Annotated in this window: 16 protein-coding genes; 8 read left to right on the plus strand and 8 right to left on the minus strand. The window is 64.3% G+C overall.

Annotated features, from left to right (window positions below; genetic code table 11):
* Positions 1–50: 50 nt before the first annotated feature.
* Positions 51–449 carry an NUDIX domain-containing protein gene (locus tag HMPREF3173_RS13550; RefSeq protein WP_070573823.1) on the plus strand — a complete coding sequence of 133 codons (399 nt, stop codon included), beginning with the start codon at positions 51–53 and terminating at the stop codon, positions 447–449.
* Between the two features lie 66 nt (positions 450–515).
* Here the strand turns inward: HMPREF3173_RS13550 and HMPREF3173_RS13555 are convergent, their stop codons facing one another.
* The 4 genes from HMPREF3173_RS13555 to HMPREF3173_RS13565 all read right to left on the minus strand — a co-directional run bounded on the left by HMPREF3173_RS13555 (position 516) and on the right by HMPREF3173_RS13565 (position 4,009).
* On the minus strand, positions 516–1,067 hold the full coding sequence (locus HMPREF3173_RS13555; protein ID WP_043213344.1) for an ATP-dependent Clp protease proteolytic subunit: 552 nt from the start codon (positions 1,065–1,067) through the stop codon (positions 516–518).
* A gap of 48 nt (positions 1,068–1,115) precedes the next feature.
* On the minus strand, positions 1,116–1,502 hold the full coding sequence (locus HMPREF3173_RS13560) for a low affinity iron permease family protein (protein WP_070573825.1): 387 nt from the start codon (positions 1,500–1,502) through the stop codon (positions 1,116–1,118).
* Positions 1,503–1,529: 27 nt separating this feature from the next.
* Complete coding sequence (locus tag HMPREF3173_RS25015; protein WP_256544483.1) at positions 1,530–1,664, minus strand: hypothetical protein; 135 nt, start codon at positions 1,662–1,664, stop codon at positions 1,530–1,532.
* Between the two features lie 101 nt (positions 1,665–1,765).
* Positions 1,766–4,009, minus strand: a complete 2,244-nt coding sequence (locus HMPREF3173_RS13565; RefSeq protein ID WP_070573827.1) for a putative bifunctional diguanylate cyclase/phosphodiesterase — start codon at positions 4,007–4,009, stop codon at positions 1,766–1,768.
* Between the two features lie 141 nt (positions 4,010–4,150).
* Between HMPREF3173_RS13565 and HMPREF3173_RS13570 the strand changes: the two genes are divergently transcribed.
* From HMPREF3173_RS13570 to HMPREF3173_RS13580, 3 genes are all read left to right on the plus strand, one after another.
* On the plus strand, positions 4,151–5,770 hold the full coding sequence (locus HMPREF3173_RS13570; RefSeq protein ID WP_070573829.1) for an NADP-dependent glyceraldehyde-3-phosphate dehydrogenase: 1,620 nt from the start codon (positions 4,151–4,153) through the stop codon (positions 5,768–5,770).
* A 111-nt stretch (positions 5,771–5,881) separates the two neighbouring features.
* Entirely contained in the window at positions 5,882–6,349 is a 468-nt protein-coding gene (locus HMPREF3173_RS13575) for a VOC family protein (RefSeq protein WP_070573831.1), read from the plus strand.
* A 61-nt stretch (positions 6,350–6,410) separates the two neighbouring features.
* Positions 6,411–7,601: a hypothetical protein gene (locus tag HMPREF3173_RS13580; RefSeq protein WP_070573833.1), complete on the plus strand. Its 1,191-nt coding sequence runs from the start codon at positions 6,411–6,413 to the stop codon at positions 7,599–7,601.
* Positions 7,602–7,771: 170 nt separating this feature from the next.
* Here the strand turns inward: HMPREF3173_RS13580 and yiaY are convergent, their stop codons facing one another.
* Positions 7,772–8,920 carry an L-threonine dehydrogenase gene (gene yiaY, locus HMPREF3173_RS13585; RefSeq protein WP_070573835.1) on the minus strand — a complete coding sequence of 383 codons (1,149 nt, stop codon included), beginning with the start codon at positions 8,918–8,920 and terminating at the stop codon, positions 7,772–7,774.
* A 186-nt stretch (positions 8,921–9,106) separates the two neighbouring features.
* Positions 9,107–10,669, minus strand: a complete 1,563-nt coding sequence (gene ilvA, locus HMPREF3173_RS13590) for a threonine ammonia-lyase, biosynthetic (RefSeq protein WP_070573837.1) — start codon at positions 10,667–10,669, stop codon at positions 9,107–9,109.
* A 410-nt stretch (positions 10,670–11,079) separates the two neighbouring features.
* Between ilvA and HMPREF3173_RS13595 the strand changes: the two genes are divergently transcribed.
* Positions 11,080–12,171 carry a GGDEF domain-containing protein gene (locus HMPREF3173_RS13595; protein WP_070573839.1) on the plus strand — a complete coding sequence of 364 codons (1,092 nt, stop codon included), beginning with the start codon at positions 11,080–11,082 and terminating at the stop codon, positions 12,169–12,171.
* 69 nt (positions 12,172–12,240) lie between these two features.
* Here the strand turns inward: HMPREF3173_RS13595 and HMPREF3173_RS13600 are convergent, their stop codons facing one another.
* Together HMPREF3173_RS13600 and HMPREF3173_RS13605 are read right to left on the minus strand one after the other, a co-directional pair.
* Entirely contained in the window at positions 12,241–13,539 is a 1,299-nt protein-coding gene (locus HMPREF3173_RS13600) for an ATP-binding protein (protein ID WP_070573841.1), read from the minus strand.
* A 6-nt stretch (positions 13,540–13,545) separates the two neighbouring features.
* Positions 13,546–14,247 carry a response regulator gene (locus HMPREF3173_RS13605; protein WP_043213365.1) on the minus strand — a complete coding sequence of 234 codons (702 nt, stop codon included), beginning with the start codon at positions 14,245–14,247 and terminating at the stop codon, positions 13,546–13,548.
* Positions 14,248–14,417: 170 nt separating this feature from the next.
* On the opposite strand from HMPREF3173_RS13605, the gene HMPREF3173_RS13610 reads away from it, so the two are divergent.
* The 3 genes from HMPREF3173_RS13610 (at position 14,418) to mobA (ending at position 19,364) form a co-directional block, all read left to right on the plus strand.
* Positions 14,418–15,593 carry an efflux RND transporter periplasmic adaptor subunit gene (locus tag HMPREF3173_RS13610; protein ID WP_070573843.1) on the plus strand — a complete coding sequence of 392 codons (1,176 nt, stop codon included), beginning with the start codon at positions 14,418–14,420 and terminating at the stop codon, positions 15,591–15,593.
* 11 nt (positions 15,594–15,604) lie between these two features.
* Positions 15,605–18,727 carry an efflux RND transporter permease subunit gene (locus HMPREF3173_RS13615; RefSeq protein WP_070573847.1) on the plus strand — a complete coding sequence of 1,041 codons (3,123 nt, stop codon included), beginning with the start codon at positions 15,605–15,607 and terminating at the stop codon, positions 18,725–18,727.
* Between the two features lie 61 nt (positions 18,728–18,788).
* Positions 18,789–19,364 carry a molybdenum cofactor guanylyltransferase MobA gene (gene mobA / locus HMPREF3173_RS13620; RefSeq protein ID WP_070573848.1) on the plus strand — a complete coding sequence of 192 codons (576 nt, stop codon included), beginning with the start codon at positions 18,789–18,791 and terminating at the stop codon, positions 19,362–19,364.
* Positions 19,365–19,855: the final 491 nt, after the last annotated feature.

The following is a 19,855-nucleotide window of genomic DNA, read 5'->3' on the forward strand; positions in this document are numbered from 1 at the left end:
GGCACCCAAGGCCCAATTCAGTAGGAATACTGGATTTGCCTGGAGTCTGCATGAAGCCCCTCAAGCATCGCGCCACCGTGATCTGCCGCCATGGCAGGAAAACCCGCAAATGGCTATGGGTGAGAAAGCTCAAAGCCGCCTGGACATTGCCAGGCGGCAAGATCGAGCCAGGCGAGACCCCGGTGGAGGCGGCCGAACGCGAGCTTTTGGAGGAAACCGGGCTCAAGGCCCGGAAGCTGACCTTCCTGATGCGCTATGAGTCGCCCGCCCGGGTGCATTACGTCTTCGAAGCCGAATTCGCCGACGCCCCGCGGCCCACGGCCAGCCACGAGATCGCCGATTGCTGCTTCGCGCATCTGGATCAGGTGCCCGAACTCAAAGATGACATCAGGCTGATGATCCAGTCGCTGCTCGCCTGTGATCGGGGCCTGGCTGAATCCGTGCGTTGATATTTGACCGGTTTTCGGCGGTGCCCCTTCGCGGGTTTACCCGCGAAAAGGGCACATCAGCCCGAATCACGCATGGACACTGTGCTGGCACGCATCGGCCTCGATCGGCATTTCGTCGATGGCGTCGATCATGCCGCTGGCCAGGGCTTCCTTGGCGCCCAGGATGCGCGGATAGGCCATCAGGTAACGCGGCACATCGAGCACTTCGCTGGCCCCCTCGGTCCGTTCGGCCACGATCTGAGCATACAGGCGCAGGTCGTAGTCCAGGCTCATGGCGTATTCGGCCATCCGTGAGTGGTCCACCGAGCCGTGCAAGGTCCAGTGAAACGGATGGAACAGAAACTTGCTCAGCACGCATGCGGTGCGCCGCTCGCCCGCCAGGAACAGAATATTGCCCATGGATTCGACCGTACCCAGGTTGTGGGTATGCACCGGCACCGGCAACGAGCGCAGGAAGTTGTAGAGCGTGAAGCCGTAGCTGCACTCCCCGCCCATGGTCGCGATGTTGATTTGCAGAATATCCGCGCCTTGTTGCAGGGCGCGGGTGCAGGTGGTGATCAGGTTGCCGCAGGTGGATGAATTGATGGGGCCGGTGAAGTGAATGATGTGTCTGGCCATGCTTGCCTCCAAAGTTGGCGGAATCAGTCCAGTGAAGCGGGCAGACGGTCAGTCGGACTCGTCGGTGGCGGCCGGTGGCAAGTCGTCGCAGCCCTCGCCCATCTGCTGGTACTGCTTGCGCAGGGCGTGCAACTTGGCCGGATCCATGTGCTCCAGGTCCAGCAGCGCCTTGTGTGCCTTGTGCGTAGTACGCAGCAGTTCGTCGATCTTGATGTGCAAGACGTCGTTGTCGCGGTTCTGGGTGTTCTGGATCAAGAACACCATCAGGAAGGTGATGATAGTGGTCGAGGTATTGATCACCAGTTGCCAGGTGTCGTTGAAGTCGAACAACGGCCCACTAACAGCCCAGGCCAGGATCAACAACAAGGCGATGGCGAAGGTCAGCGGTCGGCCGGCCCATTTGGCCAGCCATTGGGCGAAACGTTCGAATTTCATGCCGGCGATCCTCCCTTGCTACCGGCATCAGCCCGGCAGCTTGTCCTCGCCTGGCAGGCCCTGCAAGTCAGGGTCGTCGGGCATGACCTCAGGGGCATCCTCGGGTCGCTCGCTGGCCTGGGGAAGCTGGTTCAGTACGCCGAATTCGGTGTCGGTGTTCATAGCGCCGCTCCTCTGACAATGCCGGGTGGACAAAACCGCCCCCGGCATCCGGTGGAATCGCCCAGCGCGGCAAAGTTCAAAAACGATGGCACCAGAGCCAGTCAGAGGCCCAGCGAACGCCCCTTGGTTTGGTGGTCGGCCAGCCAACGCTCCAGCACTGACGCTGGCATCGGCCGCCCGAGCAAAAAGCCTTGGCCCTGGTCGCACCCGACGTTGCGCAGGAATTCGTACTGCGCCTGGGTCTCGATCCCCTCGGCAGTGATCCGAAAGCCCAAGGCGTGGCCCAGGTCGATGATGCCCCGGGCCACCGCTTCGGCGTCGTCATCGCCTGGCAGGTCCTTGATGAACGCCCGGTCGATCTTCAAGTGATCGATCGGCAGTGCCCGCAGATAGGCCAACGACGAATAGCCCGTGCCAAAGTCGTCCACCGCCGTGACCACGCCCATGGCCTGCAATTGCGCCAGCACCGCACAGGCCTGTTGCTGGCTTTCCATCAGCAGGCTTTCGGTGATCTCCACCTCCAGCAGGCTGGCCGGCAGTTCGTGGCGCGCCAGGGCCGTGGCCAAGCTGGCGACGTAGTCGCTGCGCTCGATCTGCAACGCCGCCACATTGATCGCCAGCGGCCCAGGCAGGCAGTCCGCCGCACGCCAGGCCGCCAGCTGGGCGCAGGCCAGCTCCAGCACTCGCTCACCGAGGGGGATGATGAGCCCGGTGCGCTCGGCCAAGGGGATGAACTCGCCCGGCGAGACCAGTCCATGGTCAGGATCGCGCCAGCGCAACAGGGCCTCGACCCCTTCAAGCCGACCGCTGAACAGGTCCACCTTAGGCTGGTACCACAGCTCGAACTCATCGCATTCCAATGCCCGGCGTAGGTTGCGCTCCAGTTCCAGGCGCTGTTGCAGGCGCTCGGTCATCTCCGACTGGTAGGGGCGCCAGGCGTTACGCCCGCCCTCCTTGGCCGCGTACATCGCCGTGTCGGCGTGGCGCAGCAGGCTGTCGGCGTCCTCCCCATGCTGCGGGCACCGGGCCACGCCAATGCTGCCGGTGACCAACGCGGCATTGCCATTGAGGTCGAACGGCCGCTGCAGGCACCGCAGCAAGGCTTGTATCTGGAGATTGACCTGACCTTGGCTGCCCTGAAGCATGAACACGAACTCGTCACCGCCCAGACGGCAGAGCCGATCGGCGCTGTGCAGTTCCTGCAGAAAACGTGCAGTGGCCTGTTGCAGCAATAGATCGCCCATCGGATGGCCGAGGCTGTCATTGACCTGCTTGAAACCATCGATATCGAGCATCAGCACCGCCAGACCATGGCCTTGGGCAATCGCCTCGGCGAGTTGGCGTTGGAACAAGACACGGTTGGGCAAGCCAGTAATGGTGTCGTAATGGGCCAGGCGTTCGAGTTGAGCCTGGGACTGGCGCAGCTCGCGGTTACGCTGTTTAAGCAGGCGCTGGTTGCCGTTGAGCTGAGCGACGAACACGCTGAACAGCCCCGTGCAGGTCAAGGCAAACATGAACAGCGGCGACGTGAACAAGCCCAGCACTGGCCATCCGCCCTGTGGGGCGGCGACCATTTGCCAATGGCCGCCGGGCACCTCCACCATCTGGCTGAGCAGCGGCTCATCGAACAAGTGCGGATCGCCCCAGATCATCGCACCCTCGGCGCCTTTGCCGTCCGTACCGCGGACCGCCACCTGGAAGTCCATGTCCGGTCGCAGGCCCGCAGCCCACAGCAAGCGATCGATATCCGCGACGATCGATACATTGCCCCAGTAGAACCTCACCCCTCGCTTGCCCGTGACGAATACCGGCCGCCGATAGATCAGCGCCCGGCCGCCCTGGAACAGCTGGACCGGCCCGGCCAGCACCGCCTGGCGATGCTCACGGGCCGACTGCAGCATGGGGAACTGGTCGGGCAGGCGACGGTAGTCCAAGCCAATGATGGCGAGGTTACCTTCACGCGGGTAGACATCATTGATCACATCATCCGGAGCCAGGGCGATGTGATGCATGTAGGGCACCGACTCGAGGGCATCGAAGGCCATGCCTTGAAAATGCGCCTCGCTGATACGGCCATCGGTGGCGATCAGTTGCGCAATGCCCTCGGCCTCGCCGAAGGCTGCGCGCAACTGGGCCTCCAGGGCACCGCGCACCCCAGACAAACGCGCTGAGATATTGGCGATCTGCTCGCTTTCCTCACGCTGGTTGTCCAAATGCCCAAGTACCACCGACAGGCCGATGCCGACCACGGCGAAACCGACCGGCAACAGGCGATGGAGCGTGCGCCGCAGCGCGCATTTGGCGGGCGGAGCCGGTTCATCGAGGGAGAGCTGAAGAGTGTTCATGGGCCACGATCGAGTTCGATTGATCCTGTATCGGCGTGCGGGGGGCAAATTTGAGCCACACTGGTGTTTTTCTACGACAGGGTGCATGCTCACAAGCTGAAGCGTTTCACCAAGCCAAAAACAACGTGAGGTGCCGTACCCATGGATCCTTTGCTCGATTCGCTGTTTCCTGCTGCCGACGACATTCCCGAAGCCTGGCGCCTGGGCGCCCCGCTGGAACAACGCGACTACCTGGTCGGCGGCCAACTGCGCCGCTGGGACGGCCCCTTGGCCACGGTGCGCAGCCCGGTCTGGCTAAAGGAAGGCGACGAGGAACGCCAGGTGATCCTGGGCAGCGCCCCCCTGCTCGATGCCGACACCGCCCTCACCGCCCTGGACGCCGCCGTACAGGCCTACGACAAGGGGCGCGGCACTTGGCCGACCCTGCGCGTGGCCGAGCGTATCCAGCATGTCGAGGCCTTCCTGGCGCGCATGCGCGAGCAGCGCACGGCGGTGGTCAAGCTGCTGATGTGGGAGATCGGCAAGAACCTCAAGGATTCTGAAAAGGAATTCGACCGCACCTGTGACTACATCGTCGACACCATCAACGCCCTCAAAGACCTGGACCGGCGCTCCAGCCGCTTCGAGCTCGAGCAAGGCACCCTCGGCCAGATCCGCCGCGCACCGCTGGGCGTCGCGCTGTGCATGGGCCCCTACAACTACCCGCTCAACGAGACCTTCACCACACTGATCCCGGCGTTGATCATGGGCAATACCGTGGTGTTCAAGCCGGCCAAATTCGGCGTGCTGCTGATCCGCCCACTGCTGGAGGCATTCCGCGACAGCTTCCCGCCGGGGGTGATCAACGTGATCTATGGCCGTGGCCGCGAGACGGTCAGCGCCCTGATGGCCAGCGGCAAGATCGACGTGTTCGCCTTCATCGGCACCCACAAAGCTGCCAGCGACCTCAAGAAACTGCACCCACGCCCGCATCGGCTGCGCGCAGCCCTGGGCCTGGACGCCAAGAACCCCGGCATCGTCCTGCCCCAGGTGGACTTGGACAACGCCGTCGAAGAGGCCGTGACCGGCGCCCTGTCGTTCAACGGCCAGCGCTGCACGGCCCTGAAGATCCTGTTCGTCCATGAGGACGTGGTCGAGCCGTTCCTGGACAAGTTCCAACGCAAGCTCGCTGCCCTCAAACCCGGCATGCCGTGGGAGCCAGGTGTGGCCCTGACGCCGTTGCCTGAACCGGGCAAGATCGACTACCTGGACGGCCTGGTGGCCGATGCCACCGCCAAGGGTGCGCGGGTACTCAACGAAGGGGGTGGGCTCAGCCGCGGCTCGTTCTTCTACCCAGCCTTGCTCTACCCTGTCAGCGCCGACATGCGCGTCTACCACGAAGAACAGTTCGGCCCCCTGGTGCCCGTGGTGCCCTACCGCGACCTGCAAACGGTGATCGACTACGTGCTCGACTCCGACTACGGCCAGCAGCTGAGCCTGTTCGGCAACGACCCGCAGACCATCGGCATGCTGGTGGACACCTTCGCCAACCAGGTCGGGCGCATCAACCTCAACGCCCAGTGCCAGCGCGGGCCGGACACCTACCCGTTCAACGGCCGCAAGAACAGCGCCGAAGGCACCCTGTCGGTGCATGATGCGCTGCGCGTGTTCTCCATCCGGACCCTGGTGGCGACCAAGTTCCAGCACGCCAACAAGGAGCTGATCAGCGAGATCATCCGCAATCGTCAGTCGAGCTTCCTGACCACCGATTACATCTTCTGACGCCCGCGCTTAGAGAAAATCGATCTAACCGGCTTGTCGATTTTCTCTGGGCGCAAACGACTCTAAGCAACAGGGCGCCGACCGGCGCCCTCACGCGAAGGAGAATCGAACATGGCAGTCAAACCCATTCCCGAAGGCCAGCACAGCATCACCCCGTACCTGGCCATCAACGATGCCGCCAAGGCCATCGAGTTCTACAAAAAAGCCTTTGGCGCGGTCGAAATGTTCCGCCTGGACGCTCCCGGTGGACGCGTCGGCCATGCCGAGCTGAAGATCGGCGACTCCTCGCTGATGCTCGGCGACCCCTGCGATATGGAAGGCGGTCTGACCGCCAGCCAGAAGCTCGCCGGCGCCGGTGTAGGCCTGCATCTGTATGTGGAGGATTCGGACAAGGTCTTCGCCCAGGCCCTCGCTGCTGGCGCGACACAGCTGCACGCGGTGACGGACCAGTTCTACGGTGACCGCAGCGGCAGCCTGAAAGACCCGTTCGGCAACATCTGGTTCGTCTCTACCCACAAAGAAGACCTCACCCCCGACGAAATCCGCGCCCGCGCCGCGAAGATGTTCAGCGGCAACTGAGCACAGTTGAATGCGCGGCGCGTTTGCTTGAAGCTTGTCGCTCGTAGCTTGGAGCTGCTTCATGCGAATCATCGACAAAACCGCCGCGCAGGTGCGTAGCCTGACCCCGGCCGAAGAGGAACTGTTGGTCGGCTTTGCCACTGGCGCCCTCGCCGGCCCGCGCCTGCTGCAAGCCAACCAATGGCTGATGAAAGTGCGCAGCGCCAACCAGTGGTTGGCCTGCGATTGCCGGCGGGACGCCCTGCCGGTGCTCAACATCACCCTCAACGGCAGTACCGGCACCTTGTTCCTGCGCAACAACCCTGACACCCCCGAGCACGCTCCGGGCTGCCCGTTCACGAAGGTCGAGCGCGAAGCCAGTGAACGCACTGAGCAGGCCCCACAACCTGCCGCGTGGCTGGCGCCCGATACTCCACTGCGTCTGCTGGGCGACTTCCACGCTACCAGCGAAGGTGGCCCAGCCAGCGTCGGAACCGCTACGGAACGTCGCGAACAGCAGCGTTTGCTCTCGGTGCTGCTGACCTGGATGGAAGCCAGCGGGCTCAACGTCTATGCCACGCACCTGAAGAAAGACCTCACCGCTCAGTTCGCCGACCTACGCGGCGTGGCCGCCCGCTACCCGCTGGTCGAGCGTGTACCGGCGAGCAACTACTTGGAAACCCGCCTGGACATGAAGCACATGATGATGCTCAAGTCCCGCCTGCGCGAAGCCAAGGCCTTCGGAAATCATCGCCGTCATGGGTTGTTGCTCGACTGTGTCGACCAGATCAAGGGACGCAAGGTCTTCAACGCCCGCACCGAGGAAGGCTTCGACTTCCAGGGCCATCACCTGTATTGGGACGGCGGCAAGACGCGCGGGCCGTTGCTGGCACTGATGCTCTATTCACCGACCACCGCCGGCAGCCATTTCTACGAGCTGATCCACGTGGCGAGCGTCCCGGTGCTGTCACGTGGGCACCTGTTCCCGGTGTACCGCGACGAAGAGCGCGAGCCGCTCAAAGCCTTGGTGTCGTTGATCGACTGGATGGCGAGCAAGGGGGTCAAGGTGTTGATGCGCAGGCCGGTGATCGGCGGCCAGGTGATGGATGAGCTGGTGCTGACCTCGGATCAGGACCGGGTGCTGTCGGTGTCACTGCTCGAACAACCGATCGGACCTGAGCCAGACACCGAGAACTTCAAGCGCTACGCCGACTTCAAGAGCCTTGAGACCTTCCGCAAGTTCGTCGCCGGCTTCTTCATGCGCGAGCGCTGAAGCCAGCGCGGCCCTCTTCGCGGGTAAACCCGCTCCCAGAGGGATTGCGCACGTGTCCAGGGCGGCGCAATCCCTATGGGGCAGGTTCACCGTTGCTTGAAGCACAGCGCGGTGCCTGTGGGAGCGGGTTTACCCGCCAAAGCGTCAGTACAGACGCCCCAAGACTTGGTCTAGAACGCCGCCTTGAAGATCGCCTCGATCTGCGCCTGGCTCGCAGGGCGCGGGTTGGTCAGCCCGCAGGCATCCTTTAGGGCATTGGCCGCCAGCAGCGGCACATCCTCGACCTTCGCCCCCAGCTCCGCCAACCCCGCCGGGATCCCGATCGCCGCCGCCAGATGCTCGATGGCCGAAATTGCCGCTCCAGCGCCCTGCTCGGCATCCAGCGCACAGACCTTCACGCCCATGGCCTTGGCCACGTCACGCAGCCGTGCGGCGCTGACCTGGGCGTTGAAGCGCTGCACATGGGGCAGCAACACCGCATTGCACACGCCGTGAGGGAGGTCGTAGAAACCGCCCAGCTGGTGCGCCATGGCATGCACATACCCAAGCGAAGCGTTGTTGAACGCCATGCCGGCGAGGAATTGGGCGTAGGCCATGTTCTCCCGCGCCTTCAGGTCGCCACCATCGGCCACGGCCTGGCGCAGGTTGTCACTGATGAGGGTGATAGCCTTCAGTGCACAGGCGTCGGTAATCGGCGTCGCCGCCGTGGACACATAGGCCTCGATGGCATGGGTCAGGGCATCCATGCCGGTTGCGGCGGTGAGGCTCTGCGGCATGCCGACCATCAACGCCGGGTCGTTGACCGATAGGATCGGCGTCACGTTGCGGTCGACGATGGCCATTTTCACGTGCCGCGCCTCGTCGGTGATGATGCAGAACCGCGTCATCTCGCTGGCGGTGCCGGCGGTGGTATTGATCGCGATCAGCGGCAACTGCGGCTTGCTGGAACGGTCGACGCCCTCGTAATCACTGATGTGACCGCCATTGGTGGCGCACAGGGCGATGCCCTTGGCGCAGTCGTGGGGCGAGCCACCGCCCAGGGAAACCACACAGTCGCACCGCGCCTGGCGCAGCAAGGCCAGCCCCGCCTCGACGTTGGCGATGCTCGGATTGGGCTTGGCGCCATCGAACACCACCGAATCGATGTCGCGCATGGCCAGCATGCCGGCGATACGCTCGGCGACCCCGGCCTTGACCAACCCAGGGTCTGTGACGATCAGTGCCTTGCGCAGGCCGAAACCTGCGATGGCGGCCATTGCCTCCTCCAGGCAGTCGATACCCATGATGTTGACGGCGGGAATGAAGAACGTGCTGCTCATGGCCGAACCCTCGCGAAAAGTCTGTTTGTCTTCGAGGATCTGCCTGATTGCAGTGAGGGATGTTGATCCAGCGCAAGGCCACGCCTACAAACGCAGCGCGGCATCTGCCCTGACGCGCTGAAGGACCGCAAAGCGGTCCCTGCGCGCTAGGCTCTGCACGAAAAGTATCCGTGCTCGAGCGCTGTCCTATCCCAGGAACAACCGATACGCCGGGTTGTCGGTTTCATCCCAATAGCGATAGCCCATGTCATCCAGGGCCTGGGGCAGGCCTGGCAGCTCATCGCCCGGGACCTCCAGCGCAGCGAACACCCGCGCCTCGGCCGCACCGTGGTTGCGGTAGTGGAACAGGCTGATGTTCCAGCGCTTGCCCAAGCGCTCGAGAAAGCCCAGCAATGCCCCGGGGCGCTCGGGGAACTCGAAACGCAGCACCCGCTCATCCGCCCCTGGCGCAGCATGGCCGCCCACTGTATGGCGCACGTGCAGCTTGGCCAATTCGTTGTCGGTCAGGTCCAGCACGTTGTAGCCCTGCTCGCGCAGGCTGGCCAGCAGGTGCTCGCGCGGGTCGTGCTGGGGGTGGGTCTGCACGCCCACGAACAGCCGCGCCTCCTTCCCAGGAAAGTAGCGGTAGTTGAATTCGGTGATCTGGCGCTTGCCCAGCGCCTGGCAAAAGGCCCGGAAGCTGCCGGGGCGCTCGGGGATGGTAACGGCGATGATCGCCTCGCGCTGCTCGCCCAGTTCGGCGCGCTCGGCCACATGGCGCAAGCGGTCGAAATTGACGTTGGCGCCAGAATCGATCGCCACCAGGGTCTGGCCTTGGACGCCTTCGCGAGCCACGTACTTCTTGATCCCGGCCACCGCCAGGGCACCGGAGGGCTCGGTGATCGAGCGGGTGTCGTCGTAGATGTCCTTGATGGCCGCGCACAGCTCGTCGCTGCTGACCGTCACCACCTTATCGACAAAATGGCGGCACAACTCGAAGCAATGGGCACCGACCTGCGCCACTGCCACGCCGTCGGCGAACGTACCGACCTGGGGCAGGATCACCCGCTCGCCCGCCGCCAGGGCAGCCTGCAGGCAATTGGAATCCTCAGGCTCGACCCCGATCACCTTGACCTGCGGGCGCAGGTACTTGACGTACGCCGCGATGCCCGCCACCAGGCCACCGCCCCCCACCGGCACAAAGATCGCGTCCAGGGCGCCGGGTTGCTGACGCAGGATTTCCATCGCCACGGTGCCTTGACCGGCGATCACGTCCGGGTCGTCGAACGGCGGCACGAAGGTCGCGCCGTCGCTGTCGGCCAGTTGCAGGGCATGGGCCAGAGCATGGGGGAAGCTTTCGCCATGCAGTACCACGTGCCCCCCGCGCGAGCGCACCCCTTGCACCTTGAGTTCCGGGGTGGTGGTCGGCATGACGATGGTCGCCCGCATGCCCAGCCGCGAGGCGGCCAGCGCCACGCCTTGGGCATGGTTGCCCGCCGACGCCGTGATCACACCGCGCTCGCGCTGGGCTGGGGTCAAGCGCGACAAACGGGTATAGGCGCCGCGAATCTTGAAAGAGAACGTCGGTTGCAGGTCTTCGCGCTTGAGCAGCACCTGGTTGCCCAGGGTGGCCGACAGCGCAGGTGCCAGTTGCAGGGGTGTCTCGATGGCCAGGTCGTACACCGGGGCGCTGAGAATGCGGCGCACCTGCTCTGAAAGCAGCTGCGCGGGCGAGGCGGTGTTACGAGGGCTGACGCTGAGGTTGGTCATCGATGACTCCTGGTGTTTTCGAGGGCCCAGGAGTCGGAAAGAAAAAACCCGCCTCCAGGGCGGGTTCGGTGCACGTACGCGCTAGCCCGCCAATCCGATAATGGCGGTAATAATAATGGCGTGACGCAGCAGGTATGGGTTCATGGGTTGGGAAATTAGCCCGCCACCCAGTAGGAAGTCAACACCTCCTCTTTCAGGTAAATTCCCCGCCAGGCCTTAAGCGCATCAATCCAGCGCTTGGCGACCGACAGTTGACGCCGCGGTAGCGGTAGCAGACGTTCGCCCGACGGGACGCCAGCACTTGGCTGGACCAGTCGAGCAGTCTGGGCTTGACTCTCTGAGAGCGGACACATCCGCTGCAGCACAGAGCCAATCAAACACCAGAGAACTTCAAGGAGTTCCCGTCCAGCATGTTCAAGACCATCGAAGACCAGTTGCGCAAGCAGGTGGCCCCCGCTGCGCTGCGCGCCGAATTCCGCCAGCACGAATTCGAGGCCATGCGCCGGTTCTGCCTGCTGATATTCAGCGTCAGCATCGTCATCTGGCTGATCTTCGACCTGATCGTCAGCTACCTGGGCGATCAGGAATTCACCTGGCGATCGATGGTGTTTCTCGCTGCACTGTGCGCCATCACGGTCGTGCTTGGGTTTATCCGCAAAAGCCAGCATTTCGACGTGCTCAACCTGATGTTCATCGCGACCATCACCCTGGGCATGCGCCTGGTGATCGACGGCATTCCCATTGCCCTGCGCCCCGTGTGGCTGGTGTTGGGGGTGTCGACGGTGCTCTACAGCGTTTCAGTGCTGCCGGTACGGCGTTGGTCGTTCTTCTGCGCCATGGCCATCACTTGGCTGGTGCTCAATCCTTTCCACCACACGCGTATCGAGTTTCTCGAGCTCGAAGGTGCGATGTTGACGAGCTATGCGGTGTTTCTTTGCGGGCTGGTGATCTACGCCTATTTGCGGATGCGCCAAGCCAAGCTGCACAACTTCTACCTGTCCAAGGTCCTAATGGAGCAGGCCTACATCGATGCTCTGACTGAAATCCCAAACCGCCGGTCGTTCATGCTCAAGGCCGAACAGCAGTTGCAACAGGCCCCGTCCGGGCAGTACCTGGCGATGATCGACATCGATAATTTCAAGCGGGTCAACGACCGCTTCGGCCATGACATCGGTGATGAGGTGCTCAAGCGTGTGGCCGCGCACATCAAGGCGACCATGGCCAGCTATGCCTATGCACGCCTGGGCGGCGAAGAGTTCGCCATCTATTTCCAAGGGCTGGACCAGCAAGGTGCCGAGCGGCAAGTGGGAGCGCTGTGTCAGCGGGTGCGCGAAGACCTGAACGCGCACCCGGTTACCATCAGCATCGGCCTGACCCGTGTCGAGCAGGGTGACACCCTGAGCATGGCGCTGGTGCGGGCCGACCAGGCGCTGTACGAAGCCAAGCACAGTGGCAAGGACCGGTTCGTCTCCTGGTCGGCGCAACTGGCCAAAGGTGCCTAGTCGCTGGGTTGCGCACTCCGATTTACCCGCGAAGAACGCACCTCGGTGTCGGAACAACCTGGCCGCTCTCTAACCTGCCGGCAGACGAATCCTGAACTGCGCACCACCAAGCGCCGACTGGGCCACGGTCAGTGTCCCGCCCTGCCCCTCGATGGCCCGCCGGCTGATGGCAAGCCCCAGCCCGAAACCACCGGTACTGCGGTCCCGGCTACGGTCCAGCCGGTAGAACGGCTGGAAGATCCGCTCGCGTTCCTCGGGAGGAATGCCGATGCCATCGTCTTCCACGGTCACCAGGCACGCGCCGTCTTCTTCCAGGCGCACGCGCAGCAGCAGGCTCTCGTCGCAATAGCGCATGGCATTGCGCACCAGGTTCTGCACGGCGCGGGCAGTCAGACGGGGATCGAGCACGAAACGCGGCAACCGGTTCTCGGCCCGCACTTCCCACTGGATGCCCCGCCCGTCGAGCTCTTCGGCGAACCCGCCGAGCACGCTGTCCACCAGCTCCAGCAATGACACCTCGACCCGCTCGCGGGCCTGGTCGGCGTTCTGCAGGCGGCTGTAGGACAACAGCTCCAGCACCAGTTCATCGAGTTCACGCACGTGCCCGACCAGTTCCAGCAGGCGCTTGCGGCACGGTGGTGGCACCTCATCGAACAACAGCACCAGGCCGAAATCCAGCCGAGTCAGCGGTGTGCGCAGCTCGTGGGACACCGCATTGAGCAGCTCGCGCTGCTGATTGACATGCCGCTCCAGGTCGCTGGCCATGGTGTCGAACACCCCGGCCAGCTCGCCGATGTTCGAGCGCGGCGAAATATGCGTCCTTTCGGCCATCTGCCCCTGGCCCAGACGCCGGGCGGTTTCCTTCAGGCGTTCCAGGTCACGCCAGTGCGGCCACACCCACAGCAGCAGGCAACCGAGCATGGCGGCGCCGATCAGCACCGTGACTCCCCAGGACAACAGGTTGATGTCCAACGGGTCCGGTGGGGTGTACAGGCTCACCAGCCAGTCCTGGTCCAACGGCGCTAGGGCGGTGTCGTAGTAGCCCCAGTCGGCGATACGCACCACGTTCTGGCCTTGCGTCAGGCGCGCGCGCTCCGGCGCCGTCAGTTCGGCCTGGTCCATGCGCAGCAATTTGATTTCCAGTGGCGCGAAGCTCTGCGCCAATTGCCGCTCCACCTGCGGCCACTGCTCGCGCGGGGTTTGCTGGAACTGGCGCACCAGCAGCGATTGCACGCCCTTGGCCTGCTCCAGGTTGTAGGCCATGAAGCGGTCATGGAACAGGCCGACGATGGTGTCGGGGATGAACAGCAGTGCGCCGGCGTAGGCGGCGATGATCACCAGATACAGGCGCACCAGAATCTTCAGCATGGCGTGTCAGTACTCCCACTCGACCCGGCTGAACAGATAACCCTTGCCCCACACAGTCTTGATCTTGCGCGCCTCACCGGCGTGGTCATCGAACTTGCGCCGCAGCTTGGAGATGGCCACGTCTACCGAGCGGTCGGTGCCGTTGAACTCGATGCCGCGCAATTGCTGGAGAATGCGGTCGCGGCTGAGCACCTCGCCGGCATTGCGGGCCAGCACCACCAACAGGTTGTACTCGCTGCTGGACAGCTCCACCTCGTCGCCGCGCCAGGTGACGACACGCTCGGCCAGGTCGATGCGCAAGCCCCCAACCTGGATCAGGTCACTGTCCAGGCGAGGCTCGTTGACCGTGCTGCGACGCAGCAAAGTGCGTACCCGTGCCAGCAGCACGCGTGGCTCGCACGGTTTGGTGACGTAATCGTCGGCGCCCATCTCCAGCCCCAACACCTGGTCGTGGCTGTCGTCGCGGGCAGTGAGCATGAGGATCGGCAGGGATTGCGACTCCTGACGCAGCAAGCGGCATACCTGCAGGCCATCCAGACCCGGCAACATCAGGTCAAGCACCACCAGATCGGGCTTTTGCCGGCGGAACTCTTCCAGCACGTGGTCGCCACGGGCGATCACCCGGACGTGAAAATCGTTACGTTGCAAGTAGCTGGCGATCAGTTCGGACAAGGCACTGTCGTCTTCGACCAGGAGAATATTCGGCATAGGCGGTGAGAAGAACGGGTGAATGAAGAGGATTGACGCGCTGCAGGATATAGAATCCCATGGCCGTCAATGAGAATTCTTACACTTTTTCACATTCGCCCTACATAGCTTCACAGCCAACGCAGGAGCGGCTGCCTTAGCATAGGCTCGGTCATTTTCGGAAGATCCGCATGTCAATTTCTTTCCCTTTTCGTCTGCGCCCCCTGGCGCTTCTGGCGCTGCTGACCCTGTCGTTGGCCGGCTGCGACGACGCCGCCGAGCAGGACGCACAGACACCCCCGCCCCAGGTTCGGGTCGAAACCCTGCAGGTTCAGCCCCTGGCCATCAGCACTGAGCTCAGCGGTCGCATCCTCGCGCCGCGCACCGCCGAGGTCCGCGCACGGGTCAGCGGCGTGGTGCTCAAGCGCGTGTACCGCGAAGGCAGCGACGTCAAACAGGGCGATGTCCTGTTCTTGATCGATCCTGCGCCGTTCAAGGCCGACCACGACGCCGCCCGCGCCACCCTGGCCAAAGCCGAGGCCAACCTGTACCAGGCGCGCCTGCAAGAGCAGCGTTACCGCGAGCTGGTGGACGACAAGGCAGTCAGCCGCCAGGAGTACGACAATGCCCGCGCCGCCTTCCTCCAGGCCGGCGCTGTCGTGGCCGAGGCCAAGGCAGCCCTGGAACGTGCCCGCCTGAACCTGGGCTACGCCACGGTCACCGCGCCGATCTCCGGACGCATCGGCCGGGCCCTGGTCACCGAGGGCGCATTGGTGGGCCAGAACGAAACCACACCCCTGGCGACCATCCAGCAATTGGACCCGATCCACGCCGACGTCACCCAGTCGACCCGTGAACTCAATACCCTTCGCCGGGCCATGCGCGCCGGCGAGTTGCAGCAGGTCGGCGAAGGCCAGGCCAGGGCGACCTTGATCCAGGACGACGGCACGGCCTATCCGCTGCCGGGCAGGCTGCTGTTCTCAGACATCAGCGTCGACCCGAGCACCAACCAGATCACCCTGCGCAGCGAGTTCCCCAACCCGAACCTCGACCTGCTGCCGGGCAGCTATGTGCGTGTGCGGCTGGACCAGGCCGTGCAACCGAAGGGCATCAGCGTGCCGCAGCGCGCGATCCTGCGCGACAGCGCCGGTGTGCCCAAGGTGCTGGTGGTCGATGAGCAGGCGCGCATCAGCGAACGCCAGGTGGTACTGGGCAACGCCCAGGGCGATCGCTGGATCGTCACCCAGGGGCTGGCCGCAGGCGAGCGCGTGGTGATCGAAGGCCTGCAACACGTCAAGGCAGGCGACCAGGTCCAGGTCGACACTGCCCCAGATGCCCTGCCCATCGTTCAGCACACTGGCCAGTGAGGGCCTGATTCATGCCGCAGTTCTTCATCGACCGCCCGGTGTTCGCCTGGGTGGTCGCGCTGTTCATCCTGCTTGCCGGCGCCCTGGCCCTGCCCCAGTTGCCGGTGGCCCAATATCCCAACGTGGCGCCGCCACAGGTGGAAATCTACGCGGTCTACCCGGGCGCCTCGGCGGCGACCATGGACGAAAGCGTGGTCAGCCTGATCGAGCAGGAGCTCAACGGCGCCGACAATCTGTTGTACTTCGAGTCCCAAAGCAGCCTGGGTAGCGCCACCATCACTGCCACCTTCGAGCCGGGCACACACCCGGACCTGGCCCAGGTGGACGTGCAGAACCGCCTGAAGGTGGTCGAGTCACGCCTGCCACGCCCGGTGACGCAGCAGGGCCTGCAAGTGGAGAAGGTCTCCACGGGCTTTTTGCTGCTGGCCACCCTCACTTCCGAGGACGGCAGCCTCGATGAGACCGCCCTCTCCGATATCCTCGCGCGCAACGTGATGAACGAGATCCGCCGCCTCAAGGGCGTGGGCAAGGCCCAGCTGTATGGCTCGGAGCGGGCCATGCGGATCTGGATCGACCCGCAGAAGCTGATCGGTTTCAACCTCACGCCCAATGACGTGGCCGACGCCATCGCCGCGCAGAACGCCCAGGTCGCCCCCGGCAGCATCGGCGATCTGCCGGGGCGCGGCACCCAGGAAATCACCGCCAACGTGGTGGTCAAAGGCCAGTTGGGCACACCCGAGGAATTTGCCGCCATTGTCCTGCGCGCCAACCCCGACGGCTCCACGGTGACCATCGGCGATGTCGCCCGGGTGGAGATCGGCGCCCAGGAATACCAGTACGGCACCCGCCTCAACGGCAAACCGTCCACTGCCTTCAGCGTGCAGCTCTCACCGGGCGCCAACGCCATGGAGACCGCGACCCTGGTGCGGGCCAAGATGCAAGAGCTGGCGCGTTACTTCCCCGAGGGCGTGCGCTATGACATCCCCTACGACACCTCACCCTTCGTCAAGGTGTCGATCCAGCAGGTGATCAGCACCCTGTTCGAGGCCATGCTGCTGGTGTTCCTGGTGATGTTCCTGTTCCTGCAGAACATCCGCTACACCCTGATTCCGACCCTGGTGGTGCCCGTGGCGCTGATGGGGACCTTCGCCACGATGCTGGCACTGGGCTTTTCGGTGAACGTGCTGACGCTGTTCGGCATGGTCCTGGCCATCGGCATCCTGGTGGACGATGCCATCGTGGTGGTGGAGAACGTCGAACGGATCATGGCCGAGGAAGGCCTGTCGCCCAAGCAGGCCACGCGCAAGGCCATGGGCCAGATCAGCGGCGCCATCGTCGGCATCACCCTGGTGCTGGTGGCGGTGTTCCTGCCGATGGCCTTCATGAAGGGCTCGGTGGGGGTGATCTACCAGCAGTTCTCGGTGTCGATGGCGGTATCGATCCTGTTCTCGGCGTTCCTGGCCCTGAGCCTGACCCCGGCCCTGTGCGCGACCCTGCTCAAGCCCTTGGCCAAAGGCGAGCACCACGAGCGAAAGGGCTTCTTCGGCTGGTTCAACCGTCGCTTCGAACGCATGAGCGAAGGCTATCAACACTGGGTGGTGCATGCCCTCAAGCGCAGCGGCCGCTACCTGTTGGTCTACGGCGTACTGCTGGCGGTGCTCGGCTATGGCTTCAGCCAACTGCCGAGCGCCTTCCTGCCCACCGAGGACCAGGGCTACACCATCACCGACATCCAGTTGCCGCCGGGTGCCAGTCGCATGCGCACCGAGCAGGTGGCCGCGCAGATCGAGGCGCACAACGCCGGCGAGCCTGGCGTGGGCAACACCACGCTGATCCTGGGCTTCAGCTTCTCGGGCAGCGGACAGAACGCCGCACTGGCATTCACCACGCTCAAGGACTGGTCCGAGCGCGGCGCCAAGGACAGCGCCCAATCGATCGCCGACCGCGCAACCGAGGCCTTTGCCCAGCTCAAGGACGCGGTGGCGTATTCCGTGCTGCCACCACCCATCGACGGGCTGGGTGAGTCCACCGGCTTCGAGTTCCGCTTGCAGGACCGCGGCGGCATGGGCCACGAGGCATTGATGGCAGCCCGTGACCAATTGCTGGACGAGGCCCGCAAGAGCAAAGTGCTGACCAACGTGCGCGAAGCCTCGCTGGCCGAGAGCCCGCAGGTCCAGCTGGAGATCGACCGGCGCCAGGCCAACGCCTTGGGCGTGTCGTTCGCCGACATCGGCGCGGTGCTCGACACCGCTGTTGGCTCGAACTACGTCAACGATTTCCCCAACCAGGGCCGCATGCAGCGGGTGGTGGTGCAGGCCGAAGGCGATCAACGCAGTCAGGTGGAAGACCTGCTCAAGATTCACGTGCGCAACAGCAGCGGCAAGATGGTGCCTCTGGGGGCGTTCGTGCAGGCCAAATGGGTCAGTGGCCCGGTGCAGTTGACCCGCTACAACGGCTACCCGGCAGTGTCCATCTCCGGTGAGCCCGCCGCTGGCTACAGCTCCGGCGAGGCCATGACCGAAATCCAGCGCCTGGTCGACCAGTTGCCGGCCGGCGCAGGCCTTGAATGGACAGGCCTGTCGCTGCAGGAGCGGTTGTCCGGCAGCCAGGCGCCGCTGCTGATGGCGTTGTCGCTGCTGGTGGTGTTCCTGTGCCTGGCGGCGCTGTACGAGAGCTGGTCGATCCCCACCGCAGTGCTGCTGGTGGTCCCGCTGGGCGTGCTCGGCGCCGTGCTGGCGGTGACCTTGCGCGGCATGCCCAACGATGTGTTCTTCAAGGTCGGTCTGATCACCCTGATCGGCCTGTCGGCGAAGAACGCCATCCTGATCATCGAGTTCGCCAAAAGCCTGGTGGACCAGGGCCAAGACCCGGTCAGCGCCGCGGTGCAAGCCGCACGTCTGCGCTTGCGGCCGATCGTGATGACCTCGCTGGCGTTCATCCTCGGCGTGGTACCCCTGGCCATCGCCACAGGTGCAAGCTCGGCGAGCCAGCAGGCCATCGGCACCGGCGTGATCGGCGGCATGCTCAGCGCCACCCTGGCGGTGGTGTTCGTGCCGGTGTTCTTCGTGGTGGTGATGCGCCTGGCCGGGCGGCGCCAGGCCAAGGACAGCCAGACGCAGCCCCACGAAGCCTGACTGGACAACACCTGCGTGACATGGGAGGGTTCCCGGCAATGACTGCCTGGAACCCTTTTTCATGTCTGCTCCCCTGCCCCCTTGTTCCGTTCTCATTCTTGCCGGCGGCCGCGGCCAGCGCATGGGCGGCCGCGACAAAGGCCTGGTGCCCTGGCACGGCGAGCCGCTGGTGGCCCACGTGCAGCGGGTGGTGCGGCCGCTGAGTGACGATGTGGTGATCTCGTGCAACCGCAACCACGAGGCATACCGGGCCTATGCCGATCAGTTGGTGTCCGACGCCGAGGCGGACTTCCCCGGCCCGCTGGCCGGCGTGATCGCCGGGCTCGCGGCAGCACGGCATGACTGGGTGGTGGTGCTGGCGTGCGATGCCCCACGCCTGGATCAAGCGTTGGTCACCGACCTGCTGCGCCTGGCGGTCGAGCACGACAGCCCGGCCATGGTGCGCCAAGGTGGGTTCTGGCAGCCGATGTTCAGTGTGTTGCCGCGCAAGGTGTTGCCGCTGCTGGAGCAAGCCTGGAGCACTGGCGAACGGAGCTTGCAGAAAGCCCTGTTGCGCGCGTCCGTGCAAGGGCTGGAATGTACCGAGACGGATAGTCGGTTGAGCAACTTCAACAGCCCCCAGTGGCTCGAACAGTGACCAGGGCCGCTGCGCGGCCCATAGCAGGCTTGGCCAGCACCCCCAGGCGCCATCCCCGACCGTACGGATATTTGCTACACGCCAGCCCAGACACCACCACCGACCGCACGATACTTACTACACGCCAGCCCAGACACCACCAATCGCGACCTCAGAAGGCCAAGTGGAGGTGTCTGGAGGGGTTGGCGCGCAGCGCCCTTCGGCGCAGCCGAAGTCCGCGAGATGGAGGCTGCGCAGCAAGCCGGAGGCCGCGAAGCCCCGCAAGGCACCGGAGCGCAGGGAACCCCGGAGCGCAGCGCAGGGGCCGTATGGGGGAGCCAACGGCTTTGGTTACTTTGGCCAAGACCAAAGTAACCCGCCGTAAAGGCGGAATGCGTCAGCGGTGCCACCACAAAAAAATGGACACAACCAAAACCCCAAAAACCCAACCTACCCCTCTCAACGCCTGCGAAACTTCTGCCCCGTCTCCTCCCAAAAACAGACGCCATCCC

This window comes from Pseudomonas sp. HMSC08G10 (assembly GCF_001808425.1).
Lineage (GTDB): Bacteria > Pseudomonadota > Gammaproteobacteria > Pseudomonadales > Pseudomonadaceae > Aquipseudomonas > Aquipseudomonas guariconensis.

Bases quoted from the DNA above. Each gene is read 5' to 3' on its own strand.
- HMPREF3173_RS13550 (WP_070573823.1), top strand. From the start codon at position 51: ATGAAGCCCCTCAAGCATCGCGCCACCGTGATCTGCCGCCATGGCAGG.
- HMPREF3173_RS13555 (WP_043213344.1), bottom strand. From the start codon at position 1,067: ATGGCCAGACACATCATTCACTTCACCGGCCCCATCAATTCATCCACC.
- HMPREF3173_RS13560 (WP_070573825.1), bottom strand. From the start codon at position 1,502: ATGAAATTCGAACGTTTCGCCCAATGGCTGGCCAAATGGGCCGGCCGA.
- HMPREF3173_RS25015 (WP_256544483.1), bottom strand. From the start codon at position 1,664: ATGAACACCGACACCGAATTCGGCGTACTGAACCAGCTTCCCCAGGCC.
- HMPREF3173_RS13565 (WP_070573827.1), bottom strand. From the start codon at position 4,009: ATGAACACTCTTCAGCTCTCCCTCGATGAACCGGCTCCGCCCGCCAAA.
- HMPREF3173_RS13570 (WP_070573829.1), top strand. From the start codon at position 4,151: ATGGATCCTTTGCTCGATTCGCTGTTTCCTGCTGCCGACGACATTCCC.
- HMPREF3173_RS13575 (WP_070573831.1), top strand. From the start codon at position 5,882: ATGGCAGTCAAACCCATTCCCGAAGGCCAGCACAGCATCACCCCGTAC.
- HMPREF3173_RS13580 (WP_070573833.1), top strand. From the start codon at position 6,411: ATGCGAATCATCGACAAAACCGCCGCGCAGGTGCGTAGCCTGACCCCG.
- yiaY (WP_070573835.1), bottom strand. From the start codon at position 8,920: ATGAGCAGCACGTTCTTCATTCCCGCCGTCAACATCATGGGTATCGAC.
- ilvA (WP_070573837.1), bottom strand. From the start codon at position 10,669: ATGACCAACCTCAGCGTCAGCCCTCGTAACACCGCCTCGCCCGCGCAG.
- HMPREF3173_RS13595 (WP_070573839.1), top strand. From the start codon at position 11,080: ATGTTCAAGACCATCGAAGACCAGTTGCGCAAGCAGGTGGCCCCCGCT.
- HMPREF3173_RS13600 (WP_070573841.1), bottom strand. From the start codon at position 13,539: ATGCTGAAGATTCTGGTGCGCCTGTATCTGGTGATCATCGCCGCCTAC.
- HMPREF3173_RS13605 (WP_043213365.1), bottom strand. From the start codon at position 14,247: ATGCCGAATATTCTCCTGGTCGAAGACGACAGTGCCTTGTCCGAACTG.
- HMPREF3173_RS13610 (WP_070573843.1), top strand. From the start codon at position 14,418: ATGTCAATTTCTTTCCCTTTTCGTCTGCGCCCCCTGGCGCTTCTGGCG.
- HMPREF3173_RS13615 (WP_070573847.1), top strand. From the start codon at position 15,605: ATGCCGCAGTTCTTCATCGACCGCCCGGTGTTCGCCTGGGTGGTCGCG.
- mobA (WP_070573848.1), top strand. From the start codon at position 18,789: ATGTCTGCTCCCCTGCCCCCTTGTTCCGTTCTCATTCTTGCCGGCGGC.